Source organism: Ensifer sp. ENS11 (genome assembly GCF_014851895.1).
Lineage (GTDB): Bacteria > Pseudomonadota > Alphaproteobacteria > Rhizobiales > Rhizobiaceae > Ensifer > Ensifer canadensis.
Genome location: NZ_JACVAN010000008.1, coordinates 205,842 through 230,224 on the forward strand (window position 1 = coordinate 205,842; position 24,383 = coordinate 230,224).

Consider the following 24,383-nt stretch of genomic DNA (forward strand, 5'->3'; position numbering starts at 1 on the left):
TCAGGCGAAACGGCCGGCCAGTGCGCCTGCGCGGCGGATCATCGCCTGCAGGTTCTCGCGGATGCGCGCCTCCACGAGGGCGGCAACTTCCGGGTATTCTTCCAGCATGCGCCGGAACAGCGGGCGATTGATGCGGATCACTTCGCTGTCTTCGTCCGCGGTCGCGGTAAACTTGCGTTCCACCATCGAGATCAGCGCCAGTTCCGAGAGAAGCGCGCCGCGGCCGACGGTGGTGACATCCTCCATCGCGCCGTCGGCATTGGCTTTCGAAAGCGAGAGGCTGCCGCTGGCAATGGCAAAGGCGCAATCGGCCGGAGCGCCCTCGCGAAACAGCTCCTGCCCTTTGAACACGCGTCGACGTTCGGCGCCAAAGGCAATCAGCCTCAGCTTGTCCTCGCTGATATCGGCAAAAAGCGGCACATTGGACAGAAGAACGATGTCGTCGTTGAGCGCCAAACGGCTAACCTCCCTGAATCACGATGCTCCGGGGTTCGAAACCCAAGAGCATAGCAATCGATGCAAATAGTCCGAAGCAGCTGACGTGCGGAGAAATCATCGGACGTCGCCGCCTCACGGAACGATCTTGTAGCCGCCGTTCTCTGTCACCAAAATCTCGGCATTGGAAGGGTCTCGCTCGATTTTCTGGCGGAGCCGATAGACATGTGTTTCGAGCGTATGCGTCGTCACGCCGGAATTGTAACCCCAGACTTCTTCGAGCAGCACGTCGCGCGTCACCACCTTCTGGTCGGCGCGATAGAGATAGCGGATGATCGCCGCTTCCTTTTCGGTCAGCCGGATCTTCTGGCCGTTTTCGAGCGTCAGCAGCTTCTGGCTCGGCTTGAACGTGTAGGGACCGACACTGAAGGTCGCATCTTCGCTCTGTTCGTGCTGGCGCAGCTGCGCGCGGATACGGGCGAGGAGGACGGCGAAGCGGAACGGCTTGGTGACATAGTCGTTCGCGCCGGCTTCCAGACCGAGGATCGTATCCGAATCCGTGTCATGACCGGTGAGCATGATGATCGGCGCCTTGAAGCCGCCCTTGCGCAAGAGCTTGACCGCCTCGCGCCCGTCCATGTCGGGCAGACCGACATCCATGATCAGCAGATCGACCTGCTGGGCGCGCGCCGCCTGTATCCCCTTGCCGGCAGTCGCTTCCTGAAGAAGATCGAACTCCTCGTACAGCGAAAGCTGTTCGACCAACGTTTCGCGCAGGTCATTGTCGTCGTCGACAAGAAGAATGGTACGGGTCGCCATGGGACAATTCCTGTTTGCTTCCGGTTTCAAACTAGCTCAAATGCCCGTGTTGGCAAGCGAACCGGTTTTGGAACCTCGTTATATATGCAACCGTGCTTATGGTGCCCGCCAAATCACGGACAATTCAAAAATCTGTGAGAGAGATGCGCAAGAAAACGTCGGGAAGAAGGCCAGTCAAATCCGTCATCACCGTCCGGCCTGCCCCGCTTGATCGCAGGCGTGCACTGGTTACCTTCGATGGCCGCACGGAGCAAGCGGCCATCGGCCGCAGCGGCATTACCAGCCGCAAGCGCGAGGGCGACGGTGCCACGCCGCGCGCCGCGATGAAACTCATCGGCGGCTATGTCAGGCGCGACCGCATCCTGCTGCCGCCGACGCCGCTGCCGATGCGGGCCACGCGTAACGGCATGCTCTGGTGCGACGCTCCCAGTCATGCCCGCTACAACCGTCCAGCCAATGCGCCCTTCGCGCCGAGCCACGAGGACATGATGCGCACGGACAGGCTCTACGACATCTGCCTGGTGATGGACTGGAACCTGACCAGCCGGCGCCGTTATGCCGGGTCGGCAATATTCTTTCACCTCATCCGCCCCGGATACGAGCCGACCGAGGGCTGCGTCGCCATAAGCCTTGCCGCCATGCGCCGGCTGATCCCGCATCTGCGTCGCGGCACCGTCGTCAAAGTTGTCTAATGTCGACGCTGCAATATGAGGCATGACCGGCGATCGAAAGAAGAATTCGGAAAGCATAGATCACGCGAGAAACCTCACCGGCCACAACCATCAACACTTCCGCAAGCTCTGGTGTCTATGTAGCCTCAAGCGAGATTTGCAGGACGAGTGCTGCCGATGCTGACCAAGACGGCCAAAGCGATACCGGCGACCGACGGACGGTTCTTCGGGATAAAAGAGGTTCGTGATAGCGCGGACGGCGTCTCGCAAGGTTCCGACATTGCGCAGCTGCTCGACTGGGTCGAATCCTATCTGATGGCCGGCCATTCCGATCTCGGACGAACCGGCGCTGTCTGCCCCTTTACCCGCCAGGCCGCCAAGATCGATACCGTCCGGTTGGCGATTTCTGACGCGCGCGCCGAGGACGAAGACACGGTCTTTGCGCTCATCCGTGGCGCATTCGGCGAACTCGAAGCCATCCCCTGCAAACCCGCGATGAAGCATTTCCGCACGGTGATCGTTGGCTTTCCTGACTGCGCCGATGCGGATGGGATCGCGATGTTGAAGCGCATCCAGCGGCGGCATCGGTTCTATTCACTCGCCCGCGCCCGGATGATCGGCATGATGCATGCAGGCTCCGAGGATCGCGGCCTGTGGAACCCGGACTTCCGACCACTGCGCTCGCCGATGCCGGTTCTCGCGATCCGGCATCTGGTCGAGAACGATGCCCCGTTCGCCGCTCTCCACCCCGCCCTCATGGTTGCCTATCTTGCCCGTTTCCCGATCAGAGGAACGCGGCGGCTCGTCAATCACTTCCGAAGCGGCTGAGCCATGCCCGGCCGAGCGACGTCGCCGATCGCCGACGCAGTTGAGATAACTCCGAGCTCTCAGCTTTTGGGCGACAATCTCCAAATCAGTTGCGTCACAAGTCTCGAAGGCTTCGAGGCCCTGCACAAGGAATGGGACGACCTGTTCGAGCGGACGGCGGAGCCTCAGCAGGTGTTCCAGCGTCATATCTTCCTGCGACACTGGGCGCGGCACTATCTCGATCCAAAGACGCAGCTCTGCATCCTCATCGGTCGTATCGACGGGCGTCTCGTCACCCTCTGGCCACTGGTGCGCCGGCGCAAGCTTGGTTTTGATGTGCTTGGTTTCATGGGAGCGCCGGTGACCCAATTCGGCGACGTGCTCGTCGAGGCCGGCGAGAACAGACACGCCTTGCTCGAAGCCGGCTGGAACGCCGTCGCATCGCTCGGCGCCGATCTCTTCGAAGCACGGCGGGTAAGAGCGGATGCTGCCCTATGCGGATCGGTGATCCCAAGCGGCGCCTCCTTGCCTGGCGACGTGCAGGCGCCTTTCGCAAGCCTGTCACGGCGGGTGACAGCCGATGGCCCCGGCATCGCCTATTCCGCACGCGAGCGCTCGAACTATCGGCGCCGGCTGCGAAGGCTGCGAGAGCACGGCGACATCACCTTTACCGAGCCGGAGCCGGGGTCAACAGCCGCAACGGCCGCAGCCGCTGCCATCACCATCAAGAAGAACTGGCTGCTCGAAAACGCGATCCTGTCGCCGACCGTCATGGACAGCCGCTTCCAAGCGTTCTTCGAGGACCTGGCCGGCGATCCCGGCGCCGGCCTCTGCGCCTCGACGATCGCCTGCGATGGGCGGCCGATCGGCGTCGATCTGTCCTTCGATTGCAAGGGCCACACCTTCGGACACGTGCTGGCAACCGACCCTGGCTATGACCGCGAGGGCCTCGGGCGGCTGCTGATCCACCGGACATTCGCGGCCGCCGCCGATCGCGGCAGCCGTGTCTTCGACCTGCTGGCGCCAGCGGATGGCTACAAGATGCAGCACGCCGACGGGCTGGTTGCCGTCAGCGACTATGCTTTCGCGTTCTCCTGGCGCGGCTGGCTGCTGCGCGAGCTTGTCATGGCGCGGCTGCAACCGGCGGCCAAGGTCTTGGCAAAGCGCCTTCCGTCCGCCCTTGTGCGCAGGCTGGCAAAACACAAGATCTGATCCAATCAGGCAAGCCGGCGCGGCCTCAGGCGAGTTGGCGCGGCGTGACGAAATCGATGAGACGGCACCGGCCCGATGCCAGGTCCTCCCAACTGGAGCCGTCGAACGCGAGTACGGCAAGCGCCGCTGTCGGAAACTTCTCCCGCATGCGCGCGAGCGCCTCCTGCCTGCCCGATCCGGCCAGCAGATGCGCAAGTTCCTCCATGCCCGGATTGTGGCCAACGACAAGCAGGTTACGGATATCAGGGTCAACGGCGCGAATGGTCGCCAGAATGGCGGGTGCCCCAACTTCGTAGATGTCGCGCGTCTCACGGGTGGGGATTGGCGGCGGCAGGTTATCCCGAACCAGCGCCCAGGTTTCCCGCGCACGTCGCGCAGTGGAAACGATCGCGAGCCCCGGGATCAGCCCTTTGCGCTTCATATCTGCGCCGATCAGTGGCGCCGCCTTGCGGCCGCGCTCGCCGAGCGGCCGGTCGTGATCCGGCACGCCGTCCGGCCATGCGGACTTGGCATGGCGCAACAGCATCAGGCGGTATGTTTTCGCCCCGCGATCCCCGGCCATCACGTCCTCCTTCGCAGCGAAGTACGATCTACTCCGTCAGGTCCATTCTGGCATCGCTTCGACGTTTTGTCCCCGTACTGCATAATTCCTTAAATCGGAATCGATTTAAGGAGGAAATTATGCAGCAGGTTTAATGCGCTACAGCGTCCTTTGCGCCTCATATCTGACGCGCAAAGGACGCTGTAGGAGTGAACCACAAAAAAGGCCGCCCCGAAGGGCGGCCATCAACGCCGGAAAGCTCAGGAACCGGCTTATTTCCACTCGCGCCAGCTTACTTCCACTCACGAATGTCGACGAAATGTCCGGCGACCGCTGCGGCCGCCGCCATTGCCGGCGATACCAGATGTGTGCGTCCCTTGAAGCCCTGGCGGCCTTCGAAGTTACGGTTGGAGGTCGAGGCACAGCGCTCGCCCGGCTTCAGCCGGTCGTCGTTCATCGCCAGGCACATCGAGCAGCCCGGCTCGCGCCAGTCGAAGCCCGCTTCCCGGAAGATCTTGTCGAGGCCTTCGGCTTCCGCCTGCTCCTTGACGAGGCCGGAGCCCGGAACAATCATCGCCGAAACGGTCGGCGCAACCTTGCGGCCTTCGACGACAGCGGCAACGGCGCGCAGATCCTCGATGCGGCCGTTGGTGCACGAGCCGATGAAGACGCGGTCGATGGCGATGTCAGTGATCTTGGTGCCGGGCTTCAGGCCCATGTAGTCAAGCGCGCGCCACTTGGAGGTGCGCTTGTTTTCTTCCGGGATCTCGTCCGGGTTCGGGACGATGCCCTGAACCGAGATGACGTCCTCAGGCGACGAACCCCAGGAGACGATCGGCGGCAGATCGGCAGCGTCGAGCACGACGACGCGATCGTAATGCGCGCCTTCGTCGGTGTGCAGCGTCTTCCAATAGTCGAGCGCCATTTCCCAGGCCTTGCCCTTCGGCGCGCGCGGCTTGTCCTTGATGTATTCGAAGGTCGTTTCGTCGGGCGCGATCAGGCCGGCGCGGGCACCGCCTTCGATCGTCATGTTGCAGATGGTCATGCGGCCTTCCATCGACAGCGAGCGGATCGCTTCGCCGGCAAACTCGATGACGTGTCCGGTGCCACCGGCGGTACCGATCTCACCGATGATGGCAAGGATGATGTCCTTGGCGGTCACACCTGGCGGCAGCTGGCCGTCGACGCGCACCAGCATGTTCTTGGCCTTCTGCTGGATCAGCGTCTGGGTCGCAAGCACGTGCTCGACTTCCGACGTGCCGATGCCATGCGCCAGCGCGCCGAAGGCACCATGCGTCGAGGTGTGGCTGTCGCCGCAAACGATGGTCATGCCCGGCAGCGTGAAGCCCTGCTCCGGGCCGACGATGTGCACGATGCCCTGGCGCTTGTCGTTTTCCGAGTAGTATTCGACACCGAACTCGGCTGCGTTCGTGGCGAGCGCCTCGACCTGGATGCGGCTCTCCTCGTTCTTGATGCCGAGATGGCGATCAGGTGAGGTCGGCACGTTGTGGTCGACGACGGCGAGCGTCTTTTCCGGAGCGCGGACCTTGCGGCCAGCCATGCGCAGGCCCTCGAAAGCCTGCGGGCTCGTCACCTCATGAACGAGATGACGATCGATGTAGAGAAGACAGGTGCCATCGTCCTGGCTGTTGACCAGATGGTCGTCCCAGATCTTGTCATAGAGAGTACGCGGTGCGCTCATGGCGATATATCCATCGAATTTTCAGAAGTAAGGGAAAAGCCGGCAGCAAGGCAGCCGGAAACACTGATCAAGGGATCAGGATAGGAGGCTTGTCAGCGCCCCGGATACGCGCGCAAAAAAGCGTGCCGGCAGACGCTTGTGGTCCTGCAGCACGACGATTTTTTGCTCTCGACATCCGAACTTGGATTCCATGAGGCCGTACATATCAATTTTTTGACACTTCGGCAATCGGTGGAAGCAGCCTCAACGCTGCTCGGCGCGCCGCAACCGCCGCTCGATCCCCCGCAAGCCCAGCGACAGGCCAATGGTCAGGACGAGATAGACATAGGCAACGATCGAATAGGTCTCGAAGAAGCGAAAGGAACCGGAGGCGTAGACCTTGCCCATCTGGGTGATGTCGGCGACGCCGAGCACCGAGACCAGCGAGGAGTCCTTGACCATGGCGACGAAGTCGTTGCCGAGCGGCGGCAGGATCACGCGGATCGCCTGCGGGAAGATCACCAGGCGAAACCGCTGGTAGCGCGTCAGGCCCAGCGCCTTGGCTGCCTCGACCTGACCCTTGTCGACCGAGAGGATGCCGGCCCGAAAGACTTCGGCGATGAAGGCGGAATAGCCGATCATCAGCGCCATGATCGCCCGCCACATCAGCGAGATGTCGCGCACCACCACCGGCTCCATCCAGCCGGCCGATATCAGCGGCGCGGTGATGAAGTTGGCGACCGTGACGAGCGTCGGCGCGCCGACGAAGGCGATGTAGAACAACAGGACGAGGATCGGCACGCCGCGGATGACCTCGGTGTAGAAGCGTGCGATCTGGCGAAGTGCCGCGTGCTCCGACAGCGCCATCAGCGCAATGCCGAGACCGAGCGTCGTCGCCAGCACGAAGCCCATCAGGGTCACGAAAATGGTGACGCCAATGCCCTTGAGGACGACGTTGAAGACTTCGGTGTAGATGTCATTGGTGACGATAACAGCGGCGAGCGCCACGGCAATCACCAGAAGGGCGACCAGCCACCAGGGATAGTCGCCCTTTCCGGACTTATCAGTCGATTGTGGGGAGGCCATGGCCTGCGATCAGCCGCCCATCTTGTAGTCGAGGAACCACTTCTTATCCAAGGCGTCGAAGGTTCCATCTTCCTTCAGCGCCTTGATCGCGGCGTTCACCGGGCCGACCAGGTCCGAACCCTTGGGATAGATGAAGCCGAAATCCTCGGTGCCGAGCGGGCCGCCGACGACCTTCAGCTTGCCTTCGGACGAATCGACATACCCCTTGGCGGCAACGCTGTCGGTCAGGACGACGTCGACGTCGCCGGCCTTGAGCGCCTGCACGGTGGCACCGAAGGTTTCGAACAGCTTGATGCGCGGGTTCTGCTCGTTGCCATCGAGCATTTCGTAGACGGCGGTGTAGAACGGCGAGGTGCCCGGCTGTGCGCCGACCAGACCGTCGGCGAAGGCGCCGAAGCTCTTGCCGTCGTTGAAGCGGTTCTCGTCGCCGCGCACCAGCATGAACTGCTGCGAGCGCATGTACGGATCGGAGAAGTCGACCTTCTCCTTGCGGTCGTCCTTGATGGTAATGCCGGTCATGCCGATCTGGTACTGGCCGTCGTGAACAGCCTGGATCATCGCGTCCCAGCTGGTGTTCTGGTACTCGACCTTGAAGTTCAGACGCTTGGCGATCTCGTTCATCGCATCATATTCCCAGCCGATCGCCTCACCGGTCTTCGGATCGACGAACTGCAGCGGCGGGTAGGCATTTTCCGTGACGACGACAACCGTCTTGCCACCGAGATCCGGCAGGTCGCTGGCGAAAGCCGGTGCAGAAAAAGCAAATGGAACGGCAAGTGCGGCTGCGATGCCCGCAAGCACATGGCGACGGATTGTCATTGGAAGAGCTCCCGAAAAGTGTGGCAGCGAAAAATGTCACGGATTGCTAAGAAAAGACAAGCGCATAGTACCAAAAAAGAAAGGCGGCCCGAGGCCGCCTTCCCTACAATCCCAAAGGATTGAAATCTTATTCCGCTGCGGCTTCAGCTGCCTTGGCTTCGGCGGCTTCTGCTGCTGCCTTGGCTTCTGCGGCTTCGGCTGCTGCCTTTTCGGCTGCAAGAGCCTGAGCTGCTGCGATCTTTTCAGCTTCGATCCGTGCCTTTTCCTCGACAACGGCCTGGCGCTCGGCGTCGTTCAGCTTGCGGGCGCGCGTACCGGTGTTTTCAACGATACGAGCCGACTTGCCGCGACGATCGCGCAGGTAGTAGAGCTTGGCGCGACGGACCTTACCGCGGCGAACCACTTCAACGCTCTCGACGAGCGGCGAGTAAACCGGGAATACGCGCTCAACGCCTTCGCCGTAGGAGATCTTGCGAACGGTGAAGCTTTCGTTGATGCCGCCGCCCGAACGAGCGATGCAAACGCCTTCATAGGCCTGAACGCGGGTACGCGTGCCTTCGACAACGCGGACGTTGACGCGCAGCGTGTCGCCTGCGGAGAAATCGGGGAGCGTGCGCTTGGCGGCAATCTTGGCGGCCTGTTCGGCTTCCAGCTGCTGGATGATGTTCATCGGGTTAACCTTTCAAGTTCTTCTGAAACAGCCAGAGCGCTCTCGATCGACCTGTCGGACGTACCTTCAGATGTTGCCGGACCCCGGCAGGAGCGGATTCACCATTCTTTGTTGGTGGTCGACGGGCAAACAACCCGAACCGGGGCGGCACTTACACGAAGAAAACCCGCTTGTCATCCCCGCAAGCCATATTTTCCGGGCCATGGAGGCGTTCGGCGCGAATTCTATCAGAGATTTCGAAATAACGCGCATTGAAATGCATTCAATCGCGGGCTTGCGGCTGCAAAGCCCGCGGGCTATGCCGAGCTGGGGGCGATGGGGGAGACCATGCATTTCTTCGAAGTACTTCTGCTTTTCGTCGCCGGTTTCCTGTCGGGCGTGGTCAATGCGATTGCCGGTGGCGGAACCTTCCTCACCTTCGGCGCCATGACCCTTGGCGGGTTGCCGCCGATTGTCGCCAATGCCACGTCGTCGATCATCCAGCTTCCCGGCTATATCACCTCGACCCTTGCCTATGCCAAGGAGATCCGCGCGGACCGCCGCCAGGCGATCCTTCTTGGCGTCATTTCGGCGGTCGGCGGACTTGCCGGCGCGGTGTTGCTGATCTCCCTGTCGAACGCCTCGTTTCGTGCGCTCGTCCCCTGGCTGCTGATCGCCGCGACGGCGATCTTCGCCGCCGGGCCGCTCCTGAAGCCCAAGGCCCGCATCGACGAGCATGCGATCAGCCCGGCCGGTGTCGTCAGCCAGTTCGCAACCTCGATCTATGGCGGCTTCTTCGGCGCCGGCATGGGCATCATGATGCTGGCGGTGTTGGGACTTGCCACCGGTGGCGGCTATCACCGCCTGAATGCGCTGAAGAACTTCATCTCGATCGTCATCGCCACCATCGCCATCGTGGTCTTCGCCGCCGGCGGGGTCGTGTCGTGGCTGCATGCGGCGATCATGGTTCCCGGTGCCGCCCTCGGCGGTTATCTCGGCGTCTGGGCGGCACGGCGCGTGCCGCAGGCGGTGATCCGCGCCTTGGTCGTCGCGGTCGGCTTGCTGCTCGCCGCCTATTACTTCTTCACGGGTTGAGGAAGCAGGTCCGGCCGACGCGCCTCGGTCAGCCGACGGGCTTCCGCCTCGCGCCACTTGGCGATGGCGCCGTGATTGCCCGAGGTCAGCACGGCCGGGATCTCCCTGCCCTCGAAGACCTGCGGACGGGTATAGTGCGGATGCTCCAGCAACCCGCCTTCGAAGCTTTCGTGAACGCCCGACAGCTCGTTGCCCATCACCCCGGGCAGGATGCGCACGACGGCATCGAGCAGCGTCAGCGCTGCCGGCTCGCCGCCCGAGAGGATATAGTCGCCGATCGACACTTCCTCGAGCGCGCGCCCGTCGATGACGCGCTGGTCGACACCTTCGAACCGCCCGCAGACGATGACCACGCCGGGACCGTCGGCAAGTTCGCGCACGCGCTTCTGCGTCAAGGGCCTACCGCGCGGGCTCATCAGCAGCCGCGGGCGATGATCGTCCTGCGACACCGCGTCGATCGCACGGGCGAGGACGTCGGGCCTCAGCACCATGCCGGCGCCGCCGCCGGCCGGCGTATCGTCGACGGTCCGGTGCTTGTCCTCCGCAAAGTCACGGATCTGCACGGCATCGATCGACCATTGGCCGCGCTCCAGCGCCCGGCCGGAGAGCGAGGCGCCGAGATGGCCGGGAAACATTTCGGGATAGAGCGTGAGAACCGTTGCGCGGAAGGACATTGCCTTGGCGCTCACTTGCGCTTGGCCGAAAACGGGCTGCCGGGCTCGTCCTTGTCGTCGATGAGGCCGGCGGCCAGCGGATCGACCAGCAGCTTGCCGCCTTCCAAATCGATCTCCAGAACGGACCATTCAGTAAAGGGAATGAGCACGGGGCGCTTGCCCGGCCCCTTGAGCTCCAGCAGGTCGCCCGCGCCGAAATCGAACACGCCCGTCACGGTGCCGTAGCTCTTGCCGCTGCCGTCGATGGCCTCGAGGCCCTCGAGGTCGGCATAGAAGAATTCGTCTTCGTCGAGATCGTCGTCGGGCAGATTGTCGCGATCGACGAACAGTTCGAGGCCATTCAGCGCCTCGGCGGCCGTGCGGTCGTTGACGCCGCGAAAGCGGACGACGACCACGTTCTTGGCCTCGCGGATTTCCAGCACCTCGAACACGCGCCCATCGGCGCTATGGAGATGGCCATAATCGCCGAGTGCCGTCGGGTCGTCGGTGAAAGACTTGACCCTGACCTCGCCGCGCAAACCTTGCGCCGCGCCGACAGTCGCCATCAGAACCGGGTTTTCGAGTTTGCTCATCATCCGTATCCGTTTGGGGATTTCAGGGTGCACATAACGGAAAACGGGCGGCATGGAAATGCCGCCCGTCTCCTTCATCCGTTTGCCGGATATTATTCCGCGGCACCTTCGGCAGCGGCAGCAGCGGCGTCTTCGGCCTTCTGCTTGGCTTCAGCAGCGCGCTCCTGAGCCTTCTTGCCCGGCAGACCCTTGTTCGGGTTGCTGCGAGCCGGACGCTGAGCGATACCGGCCTGGTCGAGGAAGCGCATGACGCGGTCGGTCGGCTGGGCGCCCTGGGCGATCCAGTGGCTGATGCGCTCGGCGTTCAGCTCGACGCGCTTTTCGTCGTCCTTGCCGAGCATCGGGTTCCAGGAACCGATCTTCTCGAGGAAGCGGCCGTCACGCGGGCTGCGGGCGTCGGCAACGACGATCTGGTAGTAAGGACGCTTCTTGGAACCGCCACGGGCGAGACGAATTTTCAGTGCCATTTGAGTAACTCCTTGCAGGCTTTCTTGACCGCTTCGTTCAAGCGGAATGGGTGGTGCCGACGGTGCCCGCGGAATGCGTGCGATCGGCGGCGATGGCTTCATGATGCCGGATGACTTCCTTGATGATGAAGTTCAGGAACTTCTCGGCGAAATCCGGATCCAGATTGGCATCCTTCGCCAGGTGGCGAAGACGTTCGATCTGGTATTCTTCGCGCGCCGCATCGGCCGGCGGCAGATTGTGCTTGGCCTTGAGAACGCCGACCGCCTGGGTGCAGCGGAACCGTTCGGCCAGCATGTGGACGAGCGCGGCATCGATGTTGTCGATCGACTGCCGGTAACCCGCCAATTCCTTTTTGATTTCGGGATCAATCATCTCTCACCGATCCTCACTTCTTCTTGGGTAGGCCCGGAAGGCCGGGGAAACCGCCAAGGCCCGGAAGCTTGGCGCCGCCGAGACCGGGCAGGCCGCCGCCGCCAAGGCCCGGCATGCCGCCGGGCTTGAGGCCGGCTGCTTCCGCCTGCTTCTGCAACGCTTCGAGCTGCTTGGGGTCGAGGCTCGACAGATCGGGCATGCCGCCGCCACCAAGGCCGCCGAGGCCCATCTTGCTGGCAAGGCCGCCCATCATCTGCTTCATCATGCCGCCTTTGCCCTTGCCGCCCATCATCTTCATCATGTCCGCCATCTGGCGGTGCATCTTCAGAAGCTTGTTGATGTCGGCAGCATCGGTGCCGGAACCGGCGGCGATGCGCTTCTTGCGGGAATGCTTCAGCATGTCCGGGTTGGCGCGCTCGGCCCTGGTCATCGAGGAGATGATGGCGATCTGGCGTCCGAACAGCTTGTCGTCGAGACCGGCCGAGGCCATCTTGTCCTTCATGCCGGCCATGCCGGGCATCAGGCCCATGATACCGCCCATGCCGCCCATCTTCTGCATCTGACGCAATTGGTCGGCGAGGTCGTTCAGGTCGAACTTGCCCTTGGCCATCTTGGCGGCCATTGCGGCCGCCTTTTCGGCGTCGATGTTCTCGGCAGCCTTTTCGACCAGCGAGATGATGTCGCCCATGCCGAGGATACGGTCGGCAACGCGGCGCGGATGGAACTCTTCGAGTTCGCCCATCTTTTCGCCGACGCCGATGAGCTTGATCGGCTTGCCGGTAACGGCGCGCATCGAAAGTGCTGCACCGCCGCGGCCGTCGCCGTCCATACGGGTGAGCACGAGGCCGGTGATGCCGACGCGTTCGTCGAAGTTGCGGGCGAGGTTGACGGCATCCTGACCGGTCAGCGCATCGGCGACCAGCAGGATCTCATGCGGATTGGACTTCCGCTTGATTTCCGCCATCTCGATCATCAGCGGCTCGTCGATATGCGTACGGCCGGCGGTGTCGAGGATGACGATGTCGTGGCCGCCGAGCTTGGCGGCCTGCACGGCGCGCGCGGCGATATCGGTCGGCGACTGGCCGGCGATGATTGGCAGCGTATCGACGCCGGCCTGAACGCCGAGCTGGCGAAGCTGCTCCTGGGCGGCCGGACGACGGGTGTCGAGCGAAGCCATCAGGACCTTCTTTTTGTCCCGCGTCTTCATCCGGCTGGCGATCTTGCCGGTGGTCGTCGTCTTGCCCGAGCCCTGCAGACCGACCATCATGATGACGACCGGTGCCGGCGCATTGAGGTCGATAGTGACGCCCTCGGAGCCCAGCATCTCGACCAGCTCGTCATGGACGAGCTTGACGACCATCTGCCCGGGCTTGATCGATTTCAGGATCTCGGCGCCAACGGCCTTCTCGCGAACCTTTTCAGTAAAGGAGCGCACGACGTCGAGGGCGACATCGGCTTCGAGCAACGCACGGCGAACCTCGCGAAGCGCCGCGGAAACATCTGCTTCCGACAATGCGCCGCGGCCGGTCAGTCCATTCAATATGGAACCAAGGCGGTCCTGGAGGCTCTCGAACATTCTCACTTCCTTCTGGTTTCCGGTGGCATGGAGACTAGCCGGAAACGTGGGTTCCTTCGCCTGAAAAACAAGGCGCAAAGCCAAAAACCACCCGAGGGCGCAACGCGCTGTCGGATGTTGACCTCCGGGCTCTCTTTATACCTTTACGGGGCCTGGTCGGTGGCTTCGAAGTCATCAACTTGCGAAGGAATTTGCCGCGATAAACAGGAAAGCGGCCGAAAAGTCAAGAACGGCCGGCAAATCCGGCAGCAGGGATTTCAGGCACGGACTGCGCCGCGACGCTCACAGCACCAATCCCGGCGGTCAAGAGCCTTCCTTGTCATCCGCTGCGCCAAGTTCACGTGCCAGCTCATCGAACGCCGTCGCGACGCGGGTCATGACCCTGAGTGCCGCAACCACTTCGGTCTGGTTGATATCGCCCAGAACCGCGTGCAGCAATTCGAGTTCGCGCCGGTGGATGGCCTCGAACAGGTCGCGACCGACAACGCTCGGCGCACAGAAATAGGCGCGTCGATGTTCCGGGTTGGGTTGCTTTTCCAGAAGTCCCTTTTCCAGCAGTCCGACGACGACGCGCAGCACGAACTGCCGTTTCATCGACAACCGCCGCGCCGCCTCCGGCACTGTCAATGGCTCCACGCAGAGAAGCTCGAGCACCGCCCTTTCGGCGACGGATATGCCCGAACCTTCCAGCATGTGCTCGATCGAACGATGCACATTGAGATGGATCGGCCGGACCAGTTTGATGGCCTTGTACAGACGTTCCTGTTTGTCGAAGCGAACCAGCATGAGGCACGATAGCAATCAAGTTGCTATTTTCAAGAATTTCTTAAACCTTGTCCCCTCACCCTGTCACGACGCATCGCAAGCGCCTATCTTTTTCAGACACCGCCACCAAACAATCGCCGGAAAGCGACGATGCCGAAGGTCAATCCTTATTATCGGGGGCCCGCCTCCGACCACTTCGACGGAACGCGGTTCTTCAACCCCAATGGCCGGCAGCCGCGGGGCATGGGCGACCTTCTGCGCTGGCAGCTCGGTCGAGGCAAGGTGAGGTGGCCGACGCATTATCCAAGCCCGTTTCAGCAGGCAAAGCCGGATCTGAGCATCGAGGCCGACCGCCTGCGGGTGACGATGATCGGCCACGCGAGCCTTTTGATCCAGGTGCATGGCTTCAACATACTGACCGACCCGGTCTGGGCACACAGGGTGAGCCCGTTTTCCTTCGTCGGCCCAGCACGGCGCAATGCGCCAGGCATCGAGATGGACGATCTGCCGCCGATCGACCTCGTGCTCGTCACCCACAACCACTACGACCATCTCGATCTCGATACGCTGGCAGCCCTCAACGAAGAGCACAGTCCGCTGATCGTCACGCCGCTCGGCAACGACACAATCATCCGCCGCGCCGTGCCGGACGCGACCATATCCGTTCTCGACTGGGGCGACCGGCTGGACCTTGAAGACGAACTGGTGATCCATGCCGAGCCCTGCCATCACTGGTCGGCGCGCGGCTCCGGCGATCGCCGCATGGCGCTCTGGGCGGCCTTCGTCATCGAAACCCCTGTTGGCAAGATTTACCACGTCGGCGACACCGGCTTTCACGGCGGCATCAACTATCGCGCCGCCCGCGAAAAACATGGCGGCTTCCGCCTCGCCAACCTGCCCTTCGGCGCCTACGAGCCGCGCTGGTTCATGCAGGATCATCACCAGAACCCGGAAGAGGCGGTGCAGGGCATGATCGACTGCGCCGCCGACCACGTGGCTGGGCACCACTGGGGAACCTTCCGCTTGACCGATGAAGGCGTCGATGCACCGGTCAAGGCGCTCGAACAGGCGCTTGACGAGGCCGAGATTGCCCGCACGCGCTTCAGGGCCATGCGCCCCGGCGAAATCTTCGATGTGCCGCCTTCGTCGTCGACGCGCCAATGAAGCCGGCACTGGGAAGCCGGCACTGGTAATTTCCGGGCTTTTCCGCCATATACAGCCCAAATGAAGGGTGCCTCCGCTTGGCGAGGCTGGTTTGGACAATCGCGACATGGTCGACAACGTGCAATTTGCCAGAATGAACGGGCTTGGAAACAAGATCCTGGTCGTCGACATGCGCGGCCGCCGCGACCGCGTGACGCCGCAGGCTGCCATATCGCTCAACGCCGATCCGGCCACCGCCTTCGACCAGATCATGGCGATCCACGATCCGAAGGCCGCCGGCACCGACGCGTGGATCGATATCGTCAATTCCGACGGCTCGATGGCCCAGGCCTGCGGTAACGGCACGCGCTGCGTCGTCCAGGCGCTTGCCGCCGAAACCGGTAAGAAGGCCTTTCTCTTCCATACGGTTGCTGGCCTGCTCGAAGCCAAGGAGCACGACGACGGCACGATCTCCGTCGACATGGGAAGCCCGCGCTTCGGCTGGGACGAAATCCCGCTGTCGGAAGAGTTTCACGACACGCGCCGGATCGAGCTGCAGATCGGCCCGATCGACAATCCCGTGCTGCATTCGCCGTCGGTTGCCTCGATGGGCAATCCGCACGCGATCTTCTGGGTCGACAACGACGTCTGGTCCTATGACCTCGAACGCTTCGGGCCGCTGCTCGAAAACCACCCGATGTTCCCGGAGCGGGCCAACATCTCGATTGCGCGCGTGCTTTCGCGAAATGAACTGGACCTCAGAACCTGGGAACGCGGGGCCGGCCTGACGCTTGCCTGCGGTTCTGCTGCCTGTGCTGCGGCCGTCAGCGCCGCCCGGACCGACCGCACCGACCGCAGGGTGATCGTCAACGTGCCCGGTGGCCCACTGTCGATCGAGTGGCGTGAAGCGGACGACCATGTCGTCATGACCGGCCCGGCCGAATGGGAATGGTCGGGAACCGTCGACCCTGCGACCGGCGCCTGGCAGCGCGATGAAACCCAACCGGGAACCGCCGAGGCCCGGGCGCTTTGAGCGGCGTCGAGGTCATAACCTTCGGCTGCCGTCTCAATACCTACGAATCCGAAGTGATGCGGGCGGAAGCCGAAAAGGCGGGGTTGAACAACGCCATCCTCGTCAACACCTGTGCGGTGACCGGCGAGGCCGTGCGCCAGGCGCGCCAGGCGATCCGCCGCGCCCGCCGCGACAACCCGCATGCCCGCATCATTGTCACCGGCTGCGCCGCCCAGACGGAGAAGGAAACCTTCGCCGGTATGGCCGAGGTCGACGCCGTGCTCGGCAACGAGGAGAAGCTGAAAAGCGCCTCCTACCGATCGCTGCCCGATTTCGGCGTCTCGGCGGAAGAAAAGCTGCGCGTCAACGACATCATGAGCGTGCGGGCCACAGCACCACAGATGGTCAAGCATATCGACGGTCACGTACGCGCCTTCATCCAGGTGCAGAACGGCTGCGATCACCGCTGTACCTTCTGCATCATCCCTTATGGACGCGGCAATTCCCGCTCGGTACCGATGGGTGCGGTGGTCGACCAGGCACGCAGGCTCGTCGAGGGCGGCTACAGCGAGATCGTGCTCACCGGCGTCGATGCGACGAGCTACGGCGCCGATCTGCCGGGAACCCCGACGCTGGGACTGTTGGCAAAGACGCTTCTCAAACAGGTGCCGGATATCCGCCGCCTGCGCCTTTCCTCGATCGACGGCATCGAGGCCGACGGCCATCTGTTCGATTTGATTGCCGACGAAGCGCGCTTCATGCCGCATCTGCATCTGTCGCTGCAGCATGGCGACGACATGATCCTGAAGCGCATGAAACGTCGCCATTCGAGCGCCGACGCCCTCGCCTTCACGGACAAGGTCCGGCGCTTGCGCCCCGATATCAGTCTCGGCGCCGACATGATCGCCGGCTTCCCGACGGAAACCGAAGAGATGTTTGAAAATGCCGTGCGGCTTGCCAAGGATTGCGGCATCGCCCATCTGCACGTCTTTCCCTATAGCCCCCGTCCCGGCACGCCGGCAGCGCGTATGCCGCAGCTTGACCGGGCGCTGGTCAAGGATCGCGCCGCCCGCCTTCGCGCGACGGGCGCGGCCCTTTATGCCCGCCATCTCGAAGGCATGGTCGGCAGCGCGCAGACGCTGCTGGTCGAAAACAACGGCCTCGCTCACACCGAAAACTTCACGCTCGTCGACGCCGCCGGCCTCAAACCCCGTGCGCTTGTGCCGGTCACGATCACCGGCCACAATGGCAAGCATCTGACGATGCAGGTAAAACAGATGGCTGCGGCCTGACTCATGCGGAATCCCTGAATGGCAATCGGTTTCATCAAGAAGATCTTCTCCTTCGGCAAGGGCACTGTCGAGGAAACCAAGCCGCAGGATGCCGCGCCGGAAGCGGACGTCGCAGCAGCGGTACCGGCCGAAGTGCCGCCGGCGCCGGAGCCCGTTATCCCCGAGGCGATCGCCCCGGTCGACGTAGAAATCGACGAGCCCGTTGCCGAGCAGTCCGCGGCCGAAGAAGCCTCTGAAGAACTGCTTGAGCCGCTGTCTGATATCGAAGCCCTGCCGCTTGCCGTCGAGGACCCGATCCTGCCGGCCGAGATCGAGACCGCGGGCGGACCGGCATCGGACGAGGCGCGCAACGACGAGAATACCTCTGTCAGCGAAGACGCGGTCGTGCCCGTGGATGCAGCGGCAGAACAGGGAGAACTGTCGCCCACAACGCAAGAGGCGCTTGAGGCCTACGCCGCGCTTCAGGAAACAGCACCGGAAGAGCCGCCTGTCGAGCCAGAGGATCTGGCCGAGCAGGAGGAAATCGCAGCCGTCGAAGATCAGCCGATCGGCGACGATGCGAGCGATGAACTGGCTGCAGATGCGGCACCTGTCGAGGATGTCGTCGAACAAGACGACAGTGTTTTCGAGGCGCCAGTTTCAGAGGCAGCGGTCCCCGAGGAGCCGGTCCTCGGAACGCCGCTGCCCGAAGCACCTGCCCCCGAAGCTGTTATTGCCGCCAGCCTGCCGAAGGGTTTTGCCAGCGCTGCCGAGCGCGCGCAGGAAGAGCCCGTTGCCGCGCCACAGCCCAAGCTTACCTGGTATCAGCGCCTGCGCCGCGGGCTTGCCCGCACCTCGTCGCAACTGACCGGCCAGATCGCCAGCCTCTTTACCAAGCGCAAGCTCGACGAGGCGACGCTGCAGGACCTGGAGGATCTGCTGATCCAGGCCGATCTCGGCGTCGAGACTGCCATGCGCATCACCGATACGCTCGCCTCCGAGCGCTACGGCAAGGACGTGTCCGGCGAGGACGTGTCGCGGATCATGGCCGGCGAAATCACCAAGGTGCTTTCGCCCGTCGCCAAGCCGCTGGAACTCGACCTCAGCCACAAGCCGCATGTCATCCTGGTCGTCGGCGTCAACGGCACGGGCAAGACCACGACGATCGGCAAGCTCGCGGCCAAGTTGTCGGGCGCCGGCCTCAAGGTGATGCTCGCCGCCGGCGACACCTTCCGCGCCGCCGCCATCGAGCAGCTGAAGATCTGGGCCGATCGCACCAAGTCCGACATCGTTTCATCGAAGCTCGGCGCCGATGCCGCCGGCCTTGCTTATGAGGCCTTCCAGCAGGCGCGCGAAAAGAAGGCCGACGTGCTGATCATCGACACCGCGGGTCGGCTGCAGAACAAGGCCGAGCTGATGGCCGAACTGGAAAAGATCGTGCGCGTGCTCGGCAAGCTCGACCCGGACGCACCGCACACGGTGCTGCAGACGCTTGACGCCACCACCGGCCAGAACGCGCTGCAGCAGGTGGAGATCTTCCGCAACGTCGCCGGCGTCAGCGGGCTGATCATGACCAAGCTCGACGGCACGGCCCGCGGCGGCATTCTCGTCGCCATCTCCGCCAAGCACAAGCTGCCGGTCTATTTCATCGGCGTCGGCGAAGGCATCGACGATCTCGAACCATTCGAGGCCAAGGATTTCGCCGAGGCGATCGCGGGCGTCGCCGCGTGACGGCGGATGTCCGCCACGTCTTGTTCGAGGCAATGCGCCATAAGAGGCAATCTTTGATCGGCAGCATGATTTGCCCGTAAATCGGTTCCGATTTACGGAAATGTCCGGTGGCGTTTGCGCAAGCCGGCTGCCTTGATATGGTTTTGCCGCAAAGCTGGTGTTATGAGCGGCAGGCACATGCAAAAACAGGATCCCGAAATGTCGACGATCGAGGCTACCAAGCCGCAGAAGGAAGTCAGCCCGCTGTTGAAGCTGGTGCTGGAGCTCGGACCCCTGATGGTCTTCTTCTTCGCCAATTCCCGCGGCGAGTGGCTGGCCGGACATTTCCCGACGCTCTCCGAACTCGGCGGCCCGATCTTCATCGCGACCGGCCTGTTCATGGCCGCCACCGCGATTGCGCTCGTGGTCTCCTGGATGCTGACGCGCACGCTGCCTATGATGCCACTGATCTCCGGCATCGTCGTCTTCGTCTTCGGCGCGCTGACCCTCTGGCTGCAGAACGATACCTTCATCAAGATGAAACCGACGATCGTCAACACGCTGTTCGGCACGATCCTGCTCGGCGGGCTTCTCTTCGGCAAGTCGTTGCTCGGCTACGTCTTCCACTCCGCCTTCAAGCTCGATGAAGACGGCTGGCGCAAGCTGACGGTGCGGTGGGGCATTTTCTTCCTGGTGCTGGCCGTACTCAACGAGGTCATCTGGCGTTCGTTCTCCACCGATTTCTGGGTGGCGTTCAAGGTCTGGGGCACGATGCCCATCACCATCCTGTTTACACTGGCGCAAATGCCGTTGATCATGAAGCATTCGCTGGATCAGGATAGCGCCAAGTGAGCACAGCCATCGACGGCAATGACAGTCAGAACCGGCGGGCGCTGCTCTGGTTCGTGGCCTGTGTCGGCGTTCTCGCGATCCAGGTCATCACCCAGCATCTGATGGGTCGCATCTGGATCTGCGACTGCGGCTACGTCAAAATCTTCGAACCCGTCGTCAAATCGAGCGGCAATTCCCAGCACATTGCTGACTGGTACACGCCGTCGCACATCATCCACGGCTTCCTGTTCTATGGCCTCGGCCACCTGCTTCTGCGCGGCAAGCCACTGACCGCCAAGCTGTTCCTGGCGATGGTCATCGAATCCGCCTGGGAGATCGCCGAAAACACCCCAATGGTGATCGACCGCTACCGCTCGGCGACGATCTCGCTCGACTATTTCGGCGACAGCATCCTCAATTCGACGATGGACACGCTGGCCATGGTCGCCGGCTTCCTGTTTGCCGCCCGCATGCCCGTCTGGCTGACCGTTTTGATCGCCATCGGCTTCGAACTCTTCACCGGCTGGCTGATCCGCGACAACCTCACCCTCAATGTGCTGATGCTGGTCTGGCCGCTGGATGCAATTCGCGAGTGGCAGGCGGCGATTTAAGGCGGCGGTTCGCTCATCCCCGCCCCCGGAAAGTTGGCTGGAGGCGAACAATCAACCTCCTTCATCCCTGTGCTTGTCACAGGGATCCAGCAGCGCCGCGTCGGCGGCGCGCGAGACTCCGCCCTGACTGCAAGGCGAACTTTCTTGGAAAATTAAGCAGCCCATGGTCATTCACGGTGCGGACGCACCGTGGCTGGATCCCTGTGACGAGCACAGGATGAGGCGCGAATCGTAGCCGTTGCACGAAACGTTACGAGGTCAATTGCGGACTTGGCCTGAACCGCTCAAGAACCAGCGGCAGCCTTCTCGATCGCCGGCATCAGCCCTTCCTTCACGCTCTTCTCGTCGAACGGACCGACGCGCTTGTAAAGGATCGTGCCGTCGGCGCCGACGAGATAGGATTCGGGAATACCGTAGACGCCCCAGTCGATCGCCGCCTTGCCGCGCGGATCAACACCGACGGCTGCAAAGGGATTGCCGAGTTCGCCCAGGAACCGGAGGGCGTTTTCGTTCTGGTCCTTGTAGTTGATGCCGACGACCGTCAGACGCTCGTCCTTCGACAGTTCGAGAATGAACGGATGCTCCTGCCGGCACGGCACACACCAGGAAGCCCAGACATTGACCAGCGTCAGCTTGCCCTTGATGGCAGCGTCGGTCAGCGCCGGCATCGGCTGGCCGTCCCGGGTCGCGCCTTCGAGCGGCGACATGTCGAGCATCGGCGCCTTGGTGCCGATCAGCGCCGAGGGGATTTCGCTGACATCCTTGCCGGAATTGAGCTGGCTCCAGAAGATGGCGGCAAGCGCCGCGAAGATCGCCAGCGGCAGCAGCGCAAGGCCGACACGCAGGGCTCCGGGCTTGCGCTCCTCGCTACCGGGTGCGGGGCTGCTTGTCATCGCGGCTCTCCGGTTGCTGCTTCCGCCGAACGCCGGCGTACCCCTGCCGCTTCGAGTTCGCGCAGCTCACGCTGGCGCGCGCGCCCGTCGGCGATCACCCAGAGACAGAGGCCGACGACGGTCAGCGTCGCGATCCCGTAGCTGGCAAAAACATAGGCAGCGTGGCTCATCATTTGGATCAGACCTCCCGGCCGGCACTTCGGGCCGCCAGACGGCGAAGCGACGTCACACGCCGGCGCCAGATCTCGTTGCGCATGGCGGCGATGTGCAGCGTGAAGAACAGAAGCGTGAAGGCGATGGCCATGACGACGAGCGGGCGGAGAAACTCCGGGTCGATCGTCGGGCCATCAAGCCTGAGTACGCTCGCCGGCTGATGCAGCGTGTTCCACCATTCGACCGAAAACTTGATGATCGGAATGTTGACGAAGCCGACCAGCACCAGCACGGCCGAGACGCGCGACGAACGCGCCGGGTCGTCGATGGCGCGGTTGAGCGCCATCAGCCCGAGATACATCAGAAACAGCACGAAGACCGACGTCAGTCGTGCATCCCAAACCCACCAGGCGCCCCACATCGGTTTGCCCCACAGCGAGCCGGTGACGAGCGCCAGGAAGGTGAAACAGGCGCCGATCGGCGCTGCGGCCCGCGACGACACGTCGGCCAGCGGATGCCGCCAGACGAGCGTGCCAATGGCAGCGAGCGCCATCACCGAGTAACACATCATCGACAGCCAGGCGGCCGGCACATGCACATACATGATGCGCACCGTCTCGCCTTGCTGATAGTCGCCTTCCGTCGTGAACGACAGCCAGAGGCCGAGGACGAAGAAAAGCGCCGTCAGCGCCGCAAACCACGGCAGGACGCGATCGGCCAGCGCCAGAAACCGCGTCGGGTTGGCGAGATCGCTGAATTTGCGGATAGCAAGGCTGTTTTCGCTCATGATGGCTCTTTAACGCCTAAGGCCCTTTGCTGCAATTGATCCCCGTCAATCACGAGATCACGATGGTTCTTCTGTCGCATCAACCCAACGATCATAAACGTCATCGATTTTAACAGGTTAGAGCGGGAGACAGACGGAAAACCGCAAACAGTTTATCGGTTTCCCGCACCATCCGCGTCAGTCGGACGCATGGCGAAGCGCCGCGGCGGCGGCAACCGGCCCGATGACGGCAAAAAACAGGGTGATTGCCATCAATATCATCAAGGGCGGCAGAAACGGGGCCGGGTCCTCGATCGCCGCATAGACGGCGCTGACGCCGAAGATCAGCACCGGAATGGCAAGCGGCAGCACCAGGATCGACACCAGCAGACCACCGCGCGGCAGCGACACGGCAACGGCCGCACCGACGGCACCGATGAAGGTGATCGCCGGCGTTCCGACAAGCAGCGTCAGCATGGTGGCGCCGATTGCAAGCTCGTCCATGTTCATGAACAGGCCGAGCAGCGGTGCAGCGATCACCAGCGGCAGGCCGGTGGCGGCCCAGTGGGCCGCGCATTTGACGAACACGGTGGCGAGCAGCGGCGTTTCCTGCATCAGCATCAGATCGAGCGACCCGTCTTCGCGCTCCGCCTGGAACAGCCGGTCGAGACCGAGCAGCGACGCGAGCAGCGCCCCGATCCACAGGATGGCAGGCCCGATCCGCGCGAGAAGATTAAGGTCAGGGCCGACACCGAAGGGGATGACGGCGACGACCGTCATGAAGAACAAAACGCCGATCATCGCGCCGCCGCCGGCGCGGATGGAAAGCTTGAGGTCGCGGAGGAAGAGCGCGATCACCTGCACGCCCCTTTCATCTCTTTGCCCGCGATCGCCAGATTACGCGTCATGCCACATGCCTCCGCCGACGCCGGCAAAGCCGGTCATCCGCAATTCCCCAGTGCGCTCGAGCCCGAGCGGCTGATGCGTGGCCGCAACGACGATGCCGCCCTGATCCAGATGCGCGTTGACCAATCCGGCAAAAAGCCTGTCGGCACCGGCGTCGAGCGCCGCCGTCGGCTCGTCGAGGATCCAGATCGGACGGTGGGCGACAAGCAGCTTGGCCATCGCCATGCGCCTCTGCTGGCCGGCCGAAAGATAGCCGAAGGGTAGGTGCGCGATCCCAGGAAGGCCGACGGCTTCCACCGCTTCGACCAGGTCCCTGCCCGAGCCACCGGGCGAATCACCCATGAAGTTTTTCCAGAAGGAAAGATTTTCCGCGACGGTCAGCTCGCGTTTCATCGCATTTCGGTGGCCGAGATAGTGGCTGAGCTCTGACGGATGGCGCATTTCAGGAGGGCCATTCTCAAGTTTGAGACTGCCCTTTTCAGCCATGAGAAGACCGGCCAGAACACGCAGCAAAGTCGATTTTCCCGACCCGTTCGGACCCGTCACCACAAGGGCTTCGCCGGCACTAAGAGCAAAGGAAATATCGTTAAAAATCAGATCCTCGCCTCGCCTCGCACTCAGACCTTCAGCCAGCAGGCGCATGAATTTTCAGTTTCCCTTTACACTCTTTGCCGCAGGGCAAAAAAAAGTCCCGATTGGACCTTGGTTGGTCTGGCACGATTTGGAGAAATTATCTATAAGGCGGCCAACACGCCAGCGGTCGGCGTGAATTTCATCCTAGCGCCGAACATGGAATGAATTTCCACGTACGGACAGCGGAAATGGCCGCACCCGCATCCCAATTC

The 24,383-nt window shown here is 62.7% G+C and carries 28 protein-coding genes; 10 read left to right on the forward strand and 18 right to left on the reverse strand.

Features of this window, described 5'->3' with window-relative positions; all coding sequences use genetic code 11:
• The gene (locus tag IB264_RS17750; RefSeq protein WP_025425161.1) at window positions 1-456 is read right to left on the reverse strand and encodes a cyclic nucleotide-binding domain-containing protein; all 456 of its coding nucleotides are present in this window, start codon (window positions 454-456) and stop codon (window positions 1-3) included.
• Window positions 457-570: 114 nt separating this feature from the next.
• Window positions 571-1,254, reverse strand: a complete 684-nt coding sequence (locus tag IB264_RS17755) for a response regulator transcription factor (protein ID WP_025425162.1) — start codon at window positions 1,252-1,254, stop codon at window positions 571-573.
• Between the two features lie 143 nt (window positions 1,255-1,397).
• Here IB264_RS17755 and IB264_RS17760 point away from each other — a divergent pair, with 143 nt between their 5' ends.
• The 3 genes from IB264_RS17760 (at window position 1,398) to IB264_RS17770 (ending at window position 3,944) form a co-directional block, all read left to right on the forward strand.
• Complete coding sequence (locus IB264_RS17760; protein WP_025425163.1) at window positions 1,398-1,946, forward strand: L,D-transpeptidase; 549 nt, start codon at window positions 1,398-1,400, stop codon at window positions 1,944-1,946.
• Window positions 1,947-2,102: 156 nt separating this feature from the next.
• Window positions 2,103-2,753 (forward strand): DUF6875 domain-containing protein, encoded by a 651-nt coding sequence (locus tag IB264_RS17765; protein ID WP_128090482.1) that lies wholly within the window; start codon window positions 2,103-2,105, stop codon window positions 2,751-2,753.
• Window positions 2,754-2,756: 3 nt separating this feature from the next.
• Complete coding sequence (locus IB264_RS17770; protein WP_081788825.1) at window positions 2,757-3,944, forward strand: GNAT family N-acetyltransferase; 1,188 nt, start codon at window positions 2,757-2,759, stop codon at window positions 3,942-3,944.
• A gap of 25 nt (window positions 3,945-3,969) precedes the next feature.
• On the opposite strand, the gene IB264_RS17775 is transcribed toward IB264_RS17770, so the two are convergent.
• The 5 genes from IB264_RS17775 to rplS all read right to left on the reverse strand — a co-directional run bounded on the left by IB264_RS17775 (window position 3,970) and on the right by rplS (window position 8,741).
• Window positions 3,970-4,506 carry a histidine phosphatase family protein gene (locus tag IB264_RS17775; protein WP_025425166.1) on the reverse strand — a complete coding sequence of 179 codons (537 nt, stop codon included), beginning with the start codon at window positions 4,504-4,506 and terminating at the stop codon, window positions 3,970-3,972.
• A gap of 271 nt (window positions 4,507-4,777) precedes the next feature.
• Complete coding sequence (gene leuC, locus IB264_RS17780; RefSeq protein WP_025425167.1) at window positions 4,778-6,187, reverse strand: 3-isopropylmalate dehydratase large subunit; 1,410 nt, start codon at window positions 6,185-6,187, stop codon at window positions 4,778-4,780.
• 243 nt (window positions 6,188-6,430) lie between these two features.
• Window positions 6,431-7,252: an amino acid ABC transporter permease gene (locus tag IB264_RS17785; protein WP_025425168.1), complete on the reverse strand. Its 822-nt coding sequence runs from the start codon at window positions 7,250-7,252 to the stop codon at window positions 6,431-6,433.
• 9 nt (window positions 7,253-7,261) lie between these two features.
• Window positions 7,262-8,071 (reverse strand): transporter substrate-binding domain-containing protein, encoded by an 810-nt coding sequence (locus tag IB264_RS17790; protein WP_025425169.1) that lies wholly within the window; start codon window positions 8,069-8,071, stop codon window positions 7,262-7,264.
• 127 nt (window positions 8,072-8,198) lie between these two features.
• Window positions 8,199-8,741, reverse strand: a complete 543-nt coding sequence (rplS, locus tag IB264_RS17795) for a 50S ribosomal protein L19 (RefSeq protein ID WP_025425170.1) — start codon at window positions 8,739-8,741, stop codon at window positions 8,199-8,201.
• 327 nt (window positions 8,742-9,068) lie between these two features.
• Here rplS and IB264_RS17800 point away from each other — a divergent pair, with 327 nt between their 5' ends.
• Complete coding sequence (locus IB264_RS17800; RefSeq protein WP_025425171.1) at window positions 9,069-9,815, forward strand: sulfite exporter TauE/SafE family protein; 747 nt, start codon at window positions 9,069-9,071, stop codon at window positions 9,813-9,815.
• Here the strand turns inward: IB264_RS17800 and trmD are convergent.
• The 6 genes from trmD to IB264_RS17830 all read right to left on the reverse strand — a co-directional run bounded on the left by trmD (window position 9,797) and on the right by IB264_RS17830 (window position 14,263).
• Complete coding sequence (trmD, locus tag IB264_RS17805) at window positions 9,797-10,489, reverse strand: tRNA (guanosine(37)-N1)-methyltransferase TrmD (RefSeq protein ID WP_025425172.1); 693 nt, start codon at window positions 10,487-10,489, stop codon at window positions 9,797-9,799. The genes IB264_RS17800 and trmD overlap by 19 nt on opposite strands.
• 11 nt (window positions 10,490-10,500) lie before the next feature.
• Window positions 10,501-11,061: a ribosome maturation factor RimM gene (gene rimM, locus IB264_RS17810; RefSeq protein ID WP_025425173.1), complete on the reverse strand. Its 561-nt coding sequence runs from the start codon at window positions 11,059-11,061 to the stop codon at window positions 10,501-10,503.
• A gap of 92 nt (window positions 11,062-11,153) precedes the next feature.
• Window positions 11,154-11,528 (reverse strand): 30S ribosomal protein S16, encoded by a 375-nt coding sequence (gene rpsP / locus IB264_RS17815; protein ID WP_025425174.1) that lies wholly within the window; start codon window positions 11,526-11,528, stop codon window positions 11,154-11,156.
• A gap of 37 nt (window positions 11,529-11,565) precedes the next feature.
• Window positions 11,566-11,901 (reverse strand): chorismate mutase, encoded by a 336-nt coding sequence (locus IB264_RS17820; protein ID WP_025425175.1) that lies wholly within the window; start codon window positions 11,899-11,901, stop codon window positions 11,566-11,568.
• Between the two features lie 13 nt (window positions 11,902-11,914).
• A complete protein-coding gene (gene ffh, locus IB264_RS17825) occupies window positions 11,915-13,477 on the reverse strand; it encodes a signal recognition particle protein (protein ID WP_025425176.1) in 1,563 nt (520 codons plus the stop codon).
• A gap of 303 nt (window positions 13,478-13,780) precedes the next feature.
• Entirely contained in the window at window positions 13,781-14,263 is a 483-nt protein-coding gene (locus tag IB264_RS17830) for a MarR family winged helix-turn-helix transcriptional regulator (protein ID WP_025425177.1), read from the reverse strand.
• A 129-nt stretch (window positions 14,264-14,392) separates the two neighbouring features.
• Here IB264_RS17830 and IB264_RS17835 point away from each other — a divergent pair, with 129 nt between their 5' ends.
• The 6 genes from IB264_RS17835 (at window position 14,393) to IB264_RS17860 (ending at window position 20,820) form a co-directional block, all read left to right on the forward strand.
• Complete coding sequence (locus tag IB264_RS17835) at window positions 14,393-15,406, forward strand: MBL fold metallo-hydrolase (RefSeq protein WP_025425178.1); 1,014 nt, start codon at window positions 14,393-14,395, stop codon at window positions 15,404-15,406.
• Window positions 15,407-15,512: 106 nt separating this feature from the next.
• Window positions 15,513-16,418 carry a diaminopimelate epimerase gene (dapF, locus tag IB264_RS17840; protein WP_171520372.1) on the forward strand — a complete coding sequence of 302 codons (906 nt, stop codon included), beginning with the start codon at window positions 15,513-15,515 and terminating at the stop codon, window positions 16,416-16,418.
• A complete protein-coding gene (gene mtaB, locus IB264_RS17845; RefSeq protein WP_025425180.1) occupies window positions 16,415-17,689 on the forward strand; it encodes a tRNA (N(6)-L-threonylcarbamoyladenosine(37)-C(2))-methylthiotransferase MtaB in 1,275 nt (424 codons plus the stop codon). The genes dapF and mtaB overlap by 4 nt, the downstream gene beginning before the upstream one ends.
• Window positions 17,690-17,707: 18 nt before the next feature.
• On the forward strand, window positions 17,708-19,399 hold the full coding sequence (ftsY, locus tag IB264_RS17850; RefSeq protein ID WP_025425181.1) for a signal recognition particle-docking protein FtsY: 1,692 nt from the start codon (window positions 17,708-17,710) through the stop codon (window positions 19,397-19,399).
• 198 nt (window positions 19,400-19,597) lie between these two features.
• Window positions 19,598-20,230 carry a septation protein A gene (locus IB264_RS17855; protein WP_025425182.1) on the forward strand — a complete coding sequence of 211 codons (633 nt, stop codon included), beginning with the start codon at window positions 19,598-19,600 and terminating at the stop codon, window positions 20,228-20,230.
• Window positions 20,227-20,820: a DUF2585 domain-containing protein gene (locus IB264_RS17860; RefSeq protein WP_025425183.1), complete on the forward strand. Its 594-nt coding sequence runs from the start codon at window positions 20,227-20,229 to the stop codon at window positions 20,818-20,820. The genes IB264_RS17855 and IB264_RS17860 overlap by 4 nt, the downstream gene beginning before the upstream one ends.
• 284 nt (window positions 20,821-21,104) lie before the next feature.
• On the opposite strand, the gene IB264_RS17865 is transcribed toward IB264_RS17860, so the two are convergent.
• The 5 genes from IB264_RS17865 to ccmA all read right to left on the reverse strand — a co-directional run bounded on the left by IB264_RS17865 (window position 21,105) and on the right by ccmA (window position 24,180).
• Entirely contained in the window at window positions 21,105-21,713 is a 609-nt protein-coding gene (locus IB264_RS17865; RefSeq protein ID WP_025425184.1) for a DsbE family thiol:disulfide interchange protein, read from the reverse strand.
• Window positions 21,710-21,886, reverse strand: a complete 177-nt coding sequence (gene ccmD / locus IB264_RS17870; RefSeq protein ID WP_171520373.1) for a heme exporter protein CcmD — start codon at window positions 21,884-21,886, stop codon at window positions 21,710-21,712. The genes IB264_RS17865 and ccmD overlap by 4 nt, the downstream gene beginning before the upstream one ends.
• 5 nt (window positions 21,887-21,891) lie before the next feature.
• A complete protein-coding gene (locus tag IB264_RS17875) occupies window positions 21,892-22,653 on the reverse strand; it encodes a heme ABC transporter permease (protein WP_025425185.1) in 762 nt (253 codons plus the stop codon).
• A 177-nt stretch (window positions 22,654-22,830) separates the two neighbouring features.
• The gene (gene ccmB / locus IB264_RS17880; RefSeq protein WP_025425186.1) at window positions 22,831-23,490 is read right to left on the reverse strand and encodes a heme exporter protein CcmB; all 660 of its coding nucleotides are present in this window, start codon (window positions 23,488-23,490) and stop codon (window positions 22,831-22,833) included.
• Window positions 23,491-23,529: 39 nt separating this feature from the next.
• On the reverse strand, window positions 23,530-24,180 hold the full coding sequence (ccmA, locus tag IB264_RS17885) for a heme ABC exporter ATP-binding protein CcmA (protein WP_025425187.1): 651 nt from the start codon (window positions 24,178-24,180) through the stop codon (window positions 23,530-23,532).
• Window positions 24,181-24,383: the final 203 nt, after the last annotated feature.

What these genes read in the sequence shown, in the direction of transcription:
- IB264_RS17775 (WP_025425166.1), bottom strand. Translation starts at nt 4,506, where the DNA reads ATGGCCGGGGATCGCGGGGCGAAAACATACCGCCTGATGCTGTTGCGC.
- ftsY (WP_025425181.1), top strand. Translation starts at nt 17,708, where the DNA reads ATGGCAATCGGTTTCATCAAGAAGATCTTCTCCTTCGGCAAGGGCACT.
- IB264_RS17790 (WP_025425169.1), bottom strand. Translation starts at nt 8,071, where the DNA reads ATGACAATCCGTCGCCATGTGCTTGCGGGCATCGCAGCCGCACTTGCC.
- IB264_RS17760 (WP_025425163.1), top strand. Translation starts at nt 1,398, where the DNA reads ATGCGCAAGAAAACGTCGGGAAGAAGGCCAGTCAAATCCGTCATCACC.
- IB264_RS17875 (WP_025425185.1), bottom strand. Translation starts at nt 22,653, where the DNA reads ATGAGCGAAAACAGCCTTGCTATCCGCAAATTCAGCGATCTCGCCAAC.
- rplS (WP_025425170.1), bottom strand. Translation starts at nt 8,741, where the DNA reads ATGAACATCATCCAGCAGCTGGAAGCCGAACAGGCCGCCAAGATTGCC.
- rimM (WP_025425173.1), bottom strand. Translation starts at nt 11,061, where the DNA reads ATGAGCAAACTCGAAAACCCGGTTCTGATGGCGACTGTCGGCGCGGCG.
- IB264_RS17800 (WP_025425171.1), top strand. Translation starts at nt 9,069, where the DNA reads ATGCATTTCTTCGAAGTACTTCTGCTTTTCGTCGCCGGTTTCCTGTCG.
- IB264_RS17835 (WP_025425178.1), top strand. Translation starts at nt 14,393, where the DNA reads ATGCCGAAGGTCAATCCTTATTATCGGGGGCCCGCCTCCGACCACTTC.
- rpsP (WP_025425174.1), bottom strand. Translation starts at nt 11,528, where the DNA reads ATGGCACTGAAAATTCGTCTCGCCCGTGGCGGTTCCAAGAAGCGTCCT.
- leuC (WP_025425167.1), bottom strand. Translation starts at nt 6,187, where the DNA reads ATGAGCGCACCGCGTACTCTCTATGACAAGATCTGGGACGACCATCTG.
- dapF (WP_171520372.1), top strand. Translation starts at nt 15,513, where the DNA reads ATGGTCGACAACGTGCAATTTGCCAGAATGAACGGGCTTGGAAACAAG.
- IB264_RS17785 (WP_025425168.1), bottom strand. Translation starts at nt 7,252, where the DNA reads ATGGCCTCCCCACAATCGACTGATAAGTCCGGAAAGGGCGACTATCCC.
- trmD (WP_025425172.1), bottom strand. Translation starts at nt 10,489, where the DNA reads ATGTCCTTCCGCGCAACGGTTCTCACGCTCTATCCCGAAATGTTTCCC.
- IB264_RS17865 (WP_025425184.1), bottom strand. Translation starts at nt 21,713, where the DNA reads ATGACAAGCAGCCCCGCACCCGGTAGCGAGGAGCGCAAGCCCGGAGCC.
- IB264_RS17770 (WP_081788825.1), top strand. Translation starts at nt 2,757, where the DNA reads ATGCCCGGCCGAGCGACGTCGCCGATCGCCGACGCAGTTGAGATAACT.
- ffh (WP_025425176.1), bottom strand. Translation starts at nt 13,477, where the DNA reads ATGTTCGAGAGCCTCCAGGACCGCCTTGGTTCCATATTGAATGGACTG.
- ccmD (WP_171520373.1), bottom strand. Translation starts at nt 21,886, where the DNA reads ATGATGAGCCACGCTGCCTATGTTTTTGCCAGCTACGGGATCGCGACG.
- IB264_RS17755 (WP_025425162.1), bottom strand. Translation starts at nt 1,254, where the DNA reads ATGGCGACCCGTACCATTCTTCTTGTCGACGACGACAATGACCTGCGC.
- IB264_RS17820 (WP_025425175.1), bottom strand. Translation starts at nt 11,901, where the DNA reads ATGATTGATCCCGAAATCAAAAAGGAATTGGCGGGTTACCGGCAGTCG.
- IB264_RS17765 (WP_128090482.1), top strand. Translation starts at nt 2,103, where the DNA reads ATGCTGACCAAGACGGCCAAAGCGATACCGGCGACCGACGGACGGTTC.
- ccmA (WP_025425187.1), bottom strand. Translation starts at nt 24,180, where the DNA reads ATGCGCCTGCTGGCTGAAGGTCTGAGTGCGAGGCGAGGCGAGGATCTG.
- IB264_RS17855 (WP_025425182.1), top strand. Translation starts at nt 19,598, where the DNA reads ATGTCGACGATCGAGGCTACCAAGCCGCAGAAGGAAGTCAGCCCGCTG.
- IB264_RS17830 (WP_025425177.1), bottom strand. Translation starts at nt 14,263, where the DNA reads ATGCTGGTTCGCTTCGACAAACAGGAACGTCTGTACAAGGCCATCAAA.